The organism is Sphingomonas sp. AOB5, from assembly GCF_029433115.1.
Taxonomy (GTDB): Bacteria; Pseudomonadota; Alphaproteobacteria; order Sphingomonadales; family Sphingomonadaceae; genus Sphingomonas.
Genome location: NZ_JARNTV010000089.1, coordinates 1 through 10,842 on the forward strand (window position 1 = coordinate 1; position 10,842 = coordinate 10,842).

The 10,842-nt window shown below is 66.6% G+C and carries 12 protein-coding genes; 7 read left to right on the top strand and 5 right to left on the bottom strand.

Translation table 11 applies throughout. The features are described from left to right. The 5 genes from odhB to P1X14_RS20570 form a co-directional block, all read left to right on the top strand. Window positions 1-781: 2-oxoglutarate dehydrogenase complex dihydrolipoyllysine-residue succinyltransferase (gene odhB / locus P1X14_RS20550; RefSeq protein WP_277317289.1), on the top strand; the 781-nt coding region annotated here is incomplete at its 5' end. A 52-nt stretch (window positions 782-833) separates the two neighbouring features. Beyond that, entirely contained in the window at window positions 834-1,121 is a 288-nt protein-coding gene (locus P1X14_RS20555; protein ID WP_277317290.1) for a GIY-YIG nuclease family protein, read from the top strand. A 96-nt stretch (window positions 1,122-1,217) separates the two neighbouring features. Then, window positions 1,218-2,612: a dihydrolipoyl dehydrogenase gene (gene lpdA, locus P1X14_RS20560; RefSeq protein ID WP_277317291.1), complete on the top strand. Its 1,395-nt coding sequence runs from the start codon at window positions 1,218-1,220 to the stop codon at window positions 2,610-2,612. A 132-nt stretch (window positions 2,613-2,744) separates the two neighbouring features. Further along, complete coding sequence (locus tag P1X14_RS20565) at window positions 2,745-3,254, top strand: DUF2314 domain-containing protein (protein ID WP_277317292.1); 510 nt, start codon at window positions 2,745-2,747, stop codon at window positions 3,252-3,254. Window positions 3,255-3,280: 26 nt separating this feature from the next. Beyond that, window positions 3,281-3,781, top strand: coding sequence for a DUF2314 domain-containing protein (locus P1X14_RS20570; protein ID WP_277317293.1), 501 nt, complete (start codon window positions 3,281-3,283; stop codon window positions 3,779-3,781). Here the strand turns inward: P1X14_RS20570 and P1X14_RS20575 are convergent. Then, window positions 3,758-4,423, bottom strand: a complete 666-nt coding sequence (locus tag P1X14_RS20575) for a DUF1275 family protein (protein WP_277317294.1) — start codon at window positions 4,421-4,423, stop codon at window positions 3,758-3,760. The two genes, P1X14_RS20570 and P1X14_RS20575, sit on opposite strands and share 24 nt — an antisense overlap. Before the next feature lie 141 nt (window positions 4,424-4,564). On the opposite strand from P1X14_RS20575, the gene P1X14_RS20580 reads away from it, so the two are divergent. Together P1X14_RS20580 and P1X14_RS20585 are read left to right on the top strand one after the other, a co-directional pair. Continuing rightward, window positions 4,565-5,203, top strand: a complete 639-nt coding sequence (locus tag P1X14_RS20580; protein ID WP_277317295.1) for a TRIC cation channel family protein — start codon at window positions 4,565-4,567, stop codon at window positions 5,201-5,203. A 51-nt stretch (window positions 5,204-5,254) separates the two neighbouring features. Beyond that, complete coding sequence (locus P1X14_RS20585) at window positions 5,255-6,175, top strand: SRPBCC family protein (protein ID WP_277317296.1); 921 nt, start codon at window positions 5,255-5,257, stop codon at window positions 6,173-6,175. Between the two features lie 227 nt (window positions 6,176-6,402). Here P1X14_RS20585 and P1X14_RS20590 read toward each other — a convergent pair whose 3' ends face one another. The 4 genes from P1X14_RS20590 to P1X14_RS20605 all read right to left on the bottom strand — a co-directional run. Then, a complete protein-coding gene (locus P1X14_RS20590; protein ID WP_277317297.1) occupies window positions 6,403-6,801 on the bottom strand; it encodes a hypothetical protein in 399 nt (132 codons plus the stop codon). Between the two features lie 42 nt (window positions 6,802-6,843). Next, a complete protein-coding gene (locus tag P1X14_RS20595; RefSeq protein WP_277317298.1) occupies window positions 6,844-7,407 on the bottom strand; it encodes an arsinothricin resistance N-acetyltransferase ArsN1 family B in 564 nt (187 codons plus the stop codon). Next, a complete protein-coding gene (sppA, locus tag P1X14_RS20600; RefSeq protein ID WP_277317299.1) occupies window positions 7,404-9,299 on the bottom strand; it encodes a signal peptide peptidase SppA in 1,896 nt (631 codons plus the stop codon). The genes P1X14_RS20595 and sppA overlap by 4 nt, the downstream gene beginning before the upstream one ends. Window positions 9,300-9,388: 89 nt before the next feature. Beyond that, window positions 9,389-10,842, bottom strand: a 1,454-nt coding sequence (locus P1X14_RS20605) for a ShlB/FhaC/HecB family hemolysin secretion/activation protein (RefSeq protein ID WP_277317300.1), incomplete at its 5' end; no start/stop codon positions are given.

The following is a 10,842-nucleotide window of genomic DNA, read 5'->3' on the forward strand; positions in this document are numbered from 1 at the left end:
CGCTTCGGCCAAGCCCGCAACCCCGGCGCCCGCCCCGGCCCCGGCCGCCGCACCTGTCGCTGCTGCAGCTCCCTCGGGCGGCCGCAAGGAAGAGCGCGTCCGCATGACGCGCCTGCGCCAGACCATCGCGAGCCGCCTGAAGGAAGCGCAGAACACCGCAGCGCTCCTCACCACCTTCAACGATGTCGACATGACCGCCGTCATGGAGGCCCGCGCCAAGTACAAGGACCTGTTCGAGAAGAAGCACGGCGTCCGCCTCGGCTTCATGGGCTTCTTCGTGAAGGCCGCGGTCATGGCGCTCAAGGACATCCCCTCGGTCAACGCATCGATCGAAGGCGATGAGATCGTCTATCACGACTATGCCGACATCTCGGTCGCGGTCAGCGCGCCCAATGGCCTCGTCGTCCCGGTCATCCGCGACGCGCAGGACCTCTCGGTCGCCGGCATCGAGAAGACCATCGGCGACTTCGGCAAGCGCGCCAAGGACGGCACGCTGAAGATGGACGAGATGAAGGGCGGCACCTTCACCATCTCGAACGGCGGCGTGTTCGGCTCGCTGATGTCGACCCCGATCATCAATCCGCCGCAGAGCGCGGTGCTCGGCCTCCACCGCATCGAGGAGCGTCCTGTGGTGCGGGACGGCCAGATCGTCATCCGCCCGATGATGTATCTCGCGCTCAGCTACGATCACCGCCTGATCGACGGCCGCGAAGCGGTCACCTTCCTCGTCGCGCTGAAGAACGCGATCGAGGATCCGACGCGCCTGCTGATCGACCTGTAAGAACTGAAACTACCTGTGCTCCGGCGAAGGCCGGAGCGCTGGAAGGAGCGCGATGAAATCAGGATGCGTCTATCTGATGGCGAACCGTCGCCGCGGACAGACCTATCTCGGTGTCACGAGCGACCTTCCGAAACGAGCCTGGCAGCACCGGAATGGCGTTATCGAAGGACATTCGAAGGCCAAGGGTTGCAAGCTGCTCGTCTGGTACGAATATTTCGACGATCTGCAGGACGCCCGCGCCTGCGAGCTTCGGATGAAGAAATGGCAGCGGGCCTGGAAACTGCGCCTCATTGAGGAGCGGAATCCGGACTGGAATGATTTGTACGACACATTGTTTTAAAGGGTGCTCCGGCGAAGGCCGGAGCGTTGGCGGCAAGCGAAACGCCAAGCCCCACAGCGCTCCGGCCTTCGCCGGAGCACACAAGTAAGGTGGAACATGGCTGAATACGACTTCGACGTCCTCGTGATCGGTGCAGGCCCCGGCGGCTATGTCGCCGCGATCCGCGCTGCGCAGCTGGGTCTCAAGACCGCCTGCGCCGAGAGCCGCGAGACGCTGGGCGGGACCTGCCTCAATGTCGGCTGCATCCCGTCCAAGGCGCTGCTCAACGCGTCGGAGCTGTTCCACGAAGCCGCCTCGGGCGCGCTCGCCAAGCATGGCGTGAAGCTCGGCTCGGTCGAACTCGATCTCCCCGCGATGATGGCCGACAAGGCCAAGGCCGTGTCGGGCCTGACCGGCGGCATCGAGTTCCTGTTCAAGAAGAACAAGGTCGAATGGCTCAAGGGCCTCGCCACCTTCAAGGACGCGCACAGCGTCGAAGTCGCGGGCAAGACCGTCACCGCCAAGAACATCGTCATCGCCACCGGCTCGTCGGTCACCCCGCTTCCGGGCGTCGAGATCGATCAGAAGGTCGTGGTCGATTCCACCGGCGCCATCGCGCTGGAGAAGGTGCCCGAGCATCTGGTGGTCATCGGCGGCGGCGTGATCGGGCTTGAGCTGGGCTCGGTCTGGGGCCGTCTGGGCGCCAAGGTCACCGTGGTCGAGTATCTCGATCAGCTCCTCCCCGGCATGGACGGCGAAGTCCGCAAGGAAGCGGGCAAGATCTTCAAGAAGCAGGGCATGGAGATCAAGCTCTCCACCAAGGTCACCGGCGTGACCGTCAAGGGCGGCAAGGCCACCGTCACGGTCGAGCCGGCCGCGGGCGGCGCTGCCGAGACGATCGAAGCCGATGCCGTGCTCGTCTCGATCGGCCGCCGTCCCAACACCGATGGCCTCGGCCTCGAAGCGATCGGGCTGGAGCTCAACAAGCGCGGCCAGATCGAAACCGATCACGACTTCCGCACCAAAATCGATGGCGTCTGGGCCATTGGCGACGTCATCCCCGGCCCGATGCTCGCGCACAAGGCCGAGGATGAGGGCATTGCGGTCGCCGAGAATATCGCGGGCCTGACCGGCATCGTGAACCACGATGTGATCCCGTCGGTAGTCTACACCCACCCCGAAATCGCCGGCGTTGGCCTGACCGAAGAGCAGGCAAAGGAACGCGGCGAGATCAAGGTCGGCAAGTTCCCGATGGCCGGCAACAGCCGCGCCAAGGCGATCGACGACACGGTCGGCTGGGTGAAGGTGATCGCCGACGCCAAGACCGATCGCGTGCTGGGCGCATGGATCATCACGTCGGTCGCGGGCACGATGATCGCGCAGGTCGCGCAGGCGATGGAATTCGGTGCGACGTCGGAAGACATCGCCTATACCTGCCACGCGCATCCGACGCACAGCGAAGCGATCAAGGAAGCGTCGATGGCAGTGCTGGGCAAGCCGATCCACGTCTGAGTTTTCTGGGCGGTGCCGGCCCGCTCCCCCACCCGGCCACCCATAAGATACGATGCCGTTGGGTGGCCGGGTGGGGGAGCGGGCCGGCACCGCAACCGTTTCAGCTCCGCTGAAACAACAAAGGACGATTTGATGCGGATTTCGGTACTCGCGCTAGCCGCGCTGATATTCGCACTACCCCCTGCCGCACACGCTCAAAAGGCAGGCGAGCCGGCCAAGGCCGGCGGCGTCGAGAAGCCGCGCGACGATGTGATGATGTTCTCCGAGGACGATCCGGAGATGAACGCCGCCATCGCCCGCGCCCGTGCCGAAGTCCCCGATTTCCTGCTGCACCTGATCACGCCGCGCGCGAACAAGTGGCGCTTCATGGTCAAATATGATCTCGATCCCGGCGACGCCGCCGAATATATCTGGGCCGAAATCGTGTCGCGTGAGCCGGGCGGGGTTACCGCGACCCTGTCCAACGTGCCGATGCTTGCGGGCTTCAAGCAGGGCCAGACGGTCACCATCCGCGACGAGCAGATCGTCGACTGGTCCTATGTTCGCGACGGCGTGATGCAGGGCAATTATACCACGCGGGTGATCCTCGACCGCATGCCCGCGGCCGAGGCCGATCCGATCCGCCGCAACCTGGGCTGGTAAGCGCGCGGACGCCGGGAAGAGGAATGATGCTGAAGTTCGCAATTTCGATGGCCGCGCTGATGGCCGCACCCATGGCCGCTCATGCCCAGAACCAGCCTGCGCCCAAATCCTCGCCGCGCCCAGCGCATGACCGCATCGTCGATGTCGCCAAGGGCGATCCCGAGATGGTAGCCGCCATCGCCAAGGCACGTGCCGAGCTGCCCGCCTTCTTCCGGCGCTCCGCCGCTCCGGGTCCGGGCGAGACTTATTTCCTGATCAAGTACAACCTCACGCCACAGGGCGTGGCCGAGTTCATCTGGGCCGAAGTGATCTCGCATCAGGGTGAAACCACCCTCGCCCGGCTGATCAACAATCCCCGCGCACCGGGCTTCGCCAAAGGTCAGCAGGTGACCGTGCGCACCGCCGACATCATCGATTTCGGCTATGTGAAGAACGGCGTGATGCAGGGCAATTACACCACCCGCGTGGTCCTGCCGCACATGGCCCCGGCCGAAGCCGCAGCGCTACGCCGCGCCTATGGCTGGTGAGTCGTTGCGGCTGACCCGCGCGATCAGCAGGGTCAGCGCCGCCGACGCCGCCGCCGCGAACCACAGCGCCTTCCAGCCCATATAGGCCTGCGCACCCACGCCCAGCACTACGCCAGCGACGAAGCCGCCCCACAGCAGCAGCCACGGCACCCAGCCCCAGCGATCCTCGTCGCCCATCAGCGCGGCGGTCAGCCGCTGCCCGACACGGACCAGCGCGCCGGTCATATAGGTCAGCCCCACCGTCACTTCGCCGTCGCGGTGCAGGATGCCGTTCTCGGCGCCCATCGCCATGGCGAGCAGCAGCAGGACCAGCGCGCCCGGCGCGATGCTGGCCACCACTGCTGCGATTGCCAGCAGCACGGTGACCCCCGCCATCACCAGCGCCTTGTCGCGCCTGGGCTGGGCGCGGACGATCACGCTCGCCAGGATCACGCCTGCGACGAAACTCATCACCAGCGCGATCGCAGTTGCCGCCTCGCCCATCCGCCCGCTGCCGAGACCCACGCCCAGCCGGGTCGAATTGCCGCTCATGAACGACGCGAAAAACCCGCCCAGACTGGTGAAGGCCAGCGCATCGACAAACCCGGCCAGCGCCGCGAGGCAGATTGCAGTGGCGGCGAGCGGCGGTGCGGTACGATGCATGCGGGCGTAATGCCGCAGTGCGGCGTCCCAGGGCAAGGCCAACCGCCTTACCTCCCACTCCGTTCGCCCTTGGCTTGCACGAACGGGAGCGGATGCAGCCCCCAATTTGACGCCGCCCGCCCAAGCTGAAACACAGCCGCCATGGATCCGCTCGAAGCAGCCCAGAGGATCGGCCCGATCCTGCCCTGGCTCGACCTGTTCGGCATCGCCGTGTTCGCCGCCACCGGTGCGCTGGCCGCGGCGCGGCGCGAGCAGACCTTCGTCACCCTCGCTTTCTTCTCGCTGGTCACCGGCATCGGCGGCGGCGCGATCCGCGATCTGCTGATCGGCGCGCCGGTCTTCTGGGTGCATGACGAGCGCGTCGCACCTTTGTGCCTCGCCGTCGCGGTCGCGGTGTGGTTCACCCCGCATCGCTGGTGGACCAGCACTGTGTTCGACTGGCTCGATGCCGCGGGCCTTGGCGCCTATGCCGCGTTCGGCGCGGCGAAGGCGATGAGCTATGGCATTCCGCCGGTCCCGGCCGCGGTGATGGGCGTGGTGACGGCCTGTTCGGGCGGCATCATCCGCGACGTGCTGGCGGGCGAGCCCTCGATCCTGATGCGCCCCGAGCTTTATGTCACCGCCGCAGCGCTGGCTGCGGTGCTGCAGGTCGCACTCACCCTTGCGGGACTCGAGCCGTTCGCCGCCGGGCTGATCGCGGCAAGCGCCGGGTTCGCATTGCGCGGCGCCGCGATCCACTGGCGGCTGGCGCTTCCCGCCTATCGCAAGCCCGAGAAGTGACTTGACTTGATTGATCGTTCAACCAAGGATGTGAGCGAAAGGGAATAGATCATGCGCCTGCTCGCCACCGTTCTTGCCGCAACCGTCGTCATCACCGCGCCTGCCGCCGCACAGACCGTCACCGAAGCCGATGGCACGCGCACCATGTCGGTCGATGCCTGGGTCCCCGCCACGCCAGCGCAGGTGTGGGATGCGGTCACCACTGCCGAGGGTTGGAAAAGCTGGGCCGTCCCCGCCGCCTGGTATGTCGCGCCCGATCTGCTCGAGACCAGCTATGATGCCGACGCGAAACCTGGCGGCGCCAACAATATCCAGCAGCGCATCTTCGCTCGCCTGCCCGGCCGCCTTCTCGTCTTCCGCAATGCCAAGACCCCGCCCGGCTTCCCCCATGCGGCAGAGTTCGGCGGCGTCACCCAGTTCATCGAGCTGACGCCCGAGGATGGCGGCACCCGCGTCCGCCTGACCGGCGCCGGCTATCCCGCCGGGGCGGCGGGCGACACGCTGCTCGGCTTCTTCGTGACCGGCAACAAGCAGACGATCGACATGCTCGCCGCCCGCTTCGGCCGCGCCCCGCTCGATTTCCTGACCGGCCATTGCTGGAAGGGCACGCTCCCCACCGGTGAAGCCAATATCCATTGCTTCGACGTGGCCAATGGCAAGGTCCGCGACCGCCACGAGGTGCTGAAGGACGGCAAGAAGGTCTATGGCGGCGAGACGCTCTACGGGTGGAACCCGGCGAGCCGCCGCATCGACTATGTCTATACCGGCATGGGCGGCGGCGAGATGCGCGGATCGATGAAGCCCGACGGCGCCGATCTCGATTTCGGCACCGCCGATCATGTCGGCAAGAACGGCGCGCGCATCACCATCACCACCCGCTGGGTCCGCGTGGCCCCCGATGCCTATGAAGCCCGCGACGCCTCGGCCACGCCCGGCTTCACCCACAATGTCCGGTACACACGGGTGGATTGATCGCTGAACTGCGACGCTTGGCGATAGCCCTCCCCCTTGATGGGATCGTCAGGTCGGTCATGCCCCTGGCATGACCTAGACAGCGCGGGGCGCTGTCTACCCGACGATGGTTGGGTGGGGGTGACCTCTCCTCATAGGTCTGTTCAATGAGGAGAGGTCACCCTCATCCTCCCACCGCTTCGCGGCGGGCCCCTCCTTCTCCCATCAAGGGAGAAGGGTAGAAGCCCTCAGTCCGCCAGCAGCCACGCCAGCGCTTCCGCGCGCGTGTCGAACAGGCCGATATCGGGCCGCACCTCGCGCACCCGCTGCGCCTGCATCCGGCCCAGCGCTGTAGTGGTGACGATCGCCAGCTTGCGCGCCCATAACCGGCGCACCTCTGGATTGGCCAGCGTCTCGCGCAATTGCTCGACCGTCGCCAGCGGCACCACGGGCACCGCCGAGAAATCATAAAGCGAAAGGTGATTGCCGACCTGATCGCCGAGCGAGCGGATCGCCGCGCGAAACTCCTCGGCCATCCACGCCGCATCCTCGGGGCTGACGACGCCGCTGATCTTAAGCTCGACCAGCAAGTTGCTGCGATCCAGCTTTACTTCATGCGATACTTTGGGGAGCGCGACCTTCTCCATGCCTCTTGCGGTAGCACGCAGATGCTTCGAAATGGTAGCGGTTCAGCCCCGTACAATACCCATTTCGGCGAATTTCCGGGGCTCCACCGGCGGTATCCGCGCATCGTTCAGCTCGCACTGCCAGATGCCGACATCGATCCAGCGGCCATGCTTGAACCCGACCTCGCGATAGACGCCCGCGCGGCGGAAGCCGACCGCTTCGTGCAGCGAGATCGACGCGTCGTTGGGCAGCGCCAGCGCGCCGATCGCATGGACGAAACCCTGCGCGCGCAGCGTGTCGATCAGCGCCTCGTAGAGCAGCCGCCCGGCACCCTGCCGCTGCGCAGTGTCCGCGACATAGATCGAGGTTTCGACGACATATTTGTACGCGGGCCGATCCCGGAACCGCGTGGCATAGGCATAGCCGATCACCCCACCGTCCGTTTCGCCGCCGGTCGTCACCACCAGCCACGGATACAGCCCGTCGCTCGCCGCCATGCGCGTGCGCATCTGGCGCGCGTCGGGCGGCTCGATCTCGAACGACACCGTGCCGGTCAGCACATGCGGCGCATAGATGGCGGCAATCGCGGCGGCATCCTCGGGCGTCGCAGCCCGGATCGCGATCATCCGATCAGCCGCGCGAACAGGAGCTGGAACAGGCTGCGCTCATCCGCGACCGAAGGCTTGACCGGCCCCCATGCCACGCATTCGAGGCAGCGGACCTGCACCGAGCTGCCCATCGCCAGCCGCTGCGCATCGCCGATCGCCTGCGCGAACACCGAACGGCGCACCGCCGCGATCCGCGCATAGGCATCCGGACCCGCGGGCGAATCGACCCATTCGTCGTCCTTGTCCTCGCTCTCGGCCAGCCCGGCGAAGAAGGCCGCCCAGCCGTCCGGCTTCTTCTCGAAGAACACCGGCTGCACCCTGACCGGATCCAGCTTGGCGCGCTTGGCGGCTTCAGCGATGGCGTCGTTCAGCCCGCCGAACCGGTCAACCAGCTTCAGCTGGTGCGCGGTCCCGCCGATCCACACCCGGCCCTGGCCGATCTCGTCCACCCGCTCGGGCGTCAGCTTGCGCGAGGTTGCGACCAGATTGATGAAGCGCGAATAGCCCTGCTCGATCGCCGACTGCAGCAGCCGGTCGGTCACGTCGTTGGTGCCGCCCATCACGTCGGGCTGCGCGGTCAGCGGCGTGGTCTTGGTGCCGTCGGTGGTCACGCCGATCTTGGCCAGCGTGTTCTCGAAGGTCGGTATGATCCCGAAGATGCCGATCGATCCGGTGATCGTGTTCGGATCGGCAAAGATCACGTCGCCCGGGGTCGAGACCCAGTAACCGCCGCTCGCGGCCAGGCTGCCCATCGAGACCACCACCGGCAGGCCCTTGGCCTTGGCTTCCAGGATCGCCTGACGGATCTGTTCCGACGCCAGCACCGACCCACCCGGCGAATCGACGCGCACCACCAGCGCCTTGAGGTTGTTCTTCTGCAGCCCCTCGAGCAGCAGTTTGCTCACCGTGTCGCCCGCGGCCACGCCGGGGCCGGCCTTGCCGTCCACGATTTCGCCCGCAATGGTGATCACGCCGATCTTGTCGCCGCTCGAAGGCAGCGGATGCGCGCTCAGCCAGTCGCTGAAACGGATGCCCTTGAAATTGCCCGCGGGCTTGTCGTCACGCGCACCGACGATCTCGGCCACGCGCTTGCCGAACGCCAGCCGGTCGCCCTTGCGATCGACCACGCCCATGGCGAGGTTCGCGTCGGCGATATCTCCCTTCGATGCCGCAACCACTTCGTCGGGCTTGGTCAGATAGTCGGCGATGCGCGCCTTGGGCCGCGCCTTGGCGACGGCAGCCTTCCACTGATCGAAGATCGCGCCGTACAGCGTCTGATTCGCCTCGCGCGCCTCAGGCGACATGTCGGCGCGGATATAGGGCTCCACCGCCGACTTGAACTTGCCGACCTTGTAGACGTGCACGTTCACGCCCAGCTTTTCCATCAGGCCCTTGTAATAGATGCGCGATCCGCCCGGGCCGGAGAACAAAGTCCCGCCATAGGGATGGACCCACACTTCGCTGGCGTTCGCCGCGATCAGATAGCTGCTGTCGGTATAGGCGGTCGCATAGGCCAGCACCGGCTTGTTCGCCGCGCGCACCCGGCCGACCGCCGCCGCCACTTCGGAGACTGCCGCCGGATAGCCGCCCATGAACCGGTCGAGATCGAGCACCACCGCCTTGACGCGATCGTCCTTCACCGCAGCGTCGAGGCCGCGCACCACGTCGCGCAGCCGCTGCTGCTTCATCGCGTCGCCGCCGCCGAACGATGCGAACGGATCGGCTTCCTCGGGCTGCTCGACCAGCATGCCGTCCAGCGACACCACCAGCGCACCCTCGCGGATCGACGTCGCGTTCGGGCGACTGGAAAGCACCCCGAACAGCGCGATGAAGAACAGCAGCATGAAGACCAGGACCAGACCGTCCTTGATCCCCACCAAAATCTTCCAGGCGCCCTTCACCAGCTTCACGGACCGCTCCTCGCAGCGAATTTGATCCTGCATAGGTAAGGGAGCGACGCGAAAGAGTAAACGGGCGTATTATTTGGGCAATACAGGCGTCACATAGACAACCGCCACATCACCGAAAACCGCCAGTCATCGGCCATTCCCGGCAGCGGCGATTCAATCGCATGCGCCGCTTCCAGCCCCAGTTCGGCCTTGTCGCGAAAGCGCAGCCGCGTGCCGATTCCCGCCGAACCCAGCGAATAGTCGGCCCGCCCCGGCACCCCGCGTCCCTCGATCCCCACCCAGGCGCCATCGACGAACGCATAGACTTCGCTGTTGCCGAACCGGTCGCCCTTCACCGGTCGCACCGCGACTTCGCCCAGCGCGCCCACGCCGCGATCGGCGGTGATGAAGCCGGTGTCGAACGCCCGCCCCCAATTCTCGCCGCCGACCGAGAAGCGCTCGGCGGCGGGCAGCCGGTCGCGGCTATACTGGCCCGCGGCGCTTACCCGGATCGCAACCCGCGGCCCGATCCCCTGCGCGGCATAGGCCGATCCGTTGACCTTGAAGAATCCCGCCTCGGCAAAGGGCGCCGTCGTCCGCGCGCCCAGCCCGCCGATCCCGTGCGACAGCGATCCGCCGAACGCGATGGTTCTTTTCTCGCGCACATCGGTGAAGCTCGCCCCGCCGCGCACCGCGCGCGTCCGTTCGCTCGCCACCAGATTGCCGAACACCGCATTGTCGCTGTCGATCCCGTCCACGCCAAGGCTCAGATCGACCGCGCGATGGAAATCGCGCACCAGCGGATAGCCGAGCGAGACGCCGCCCAGCTTCGCGGTTCCCGTCACCGGAATCCCGCGCAGCCGCGTCTCGAAATAGCCGGCATTGGCGGTCAGGGTCAGCCCGCGCGATCCGATCGGCAGCGCATAGGCCGCGCTGGCAAAGCGATAGCGGCGCAGGTCGCTCGCCGCCGAAGCCGCCAGCGTGAACTGGTCGCCATCCACGCCCAGACCATAGAATTCGCCCTTCGCATCCCATTGCCCGTCGCCGAGCAGATCGACGCCGCGATTGGAGAAGCCGCCGGAGAAACGCGTACGCTTCTGCTTCGGCGTCACGGTCAAGGTCAGCGCGCCGTCATTGGCCGGATCGGCAAAGTCGCTTTCGAAGGTCAGGCCCGGGATCGCCCGCATCAGCGAGAATTGCCGCTGGAACGTCGCCCTGCTCAACGGCGCCTCGGCCAGCAGCGGCGCCATCCTGGCGCGAAGTTGCCTATTGCCGCCCGGCCTGCCTTTCACTTCGGCCCGCGCGATCCGCCCCTCGGTCAGCAGCACCGTCACCGTGCCGCTGGAGAAATCCTGTTCGGGGATCGCCACGGTATAGAGCGCAACCTCGCTCTTCTCATACGCGCGCGACAGCACCCCGGCGAGTTCGAGCAAGGTTTCGCGCGTGGCGGTGCGGCCCAGAAAGCCCTCCGCAGCCTTCGCCACCGGTCCCGGCGCCTGCGCACCCTGAAAGCGGATGCCGCGGATCGGCGCGGGCGCACCCGTCGCCGCCACCCGCGTCCGCT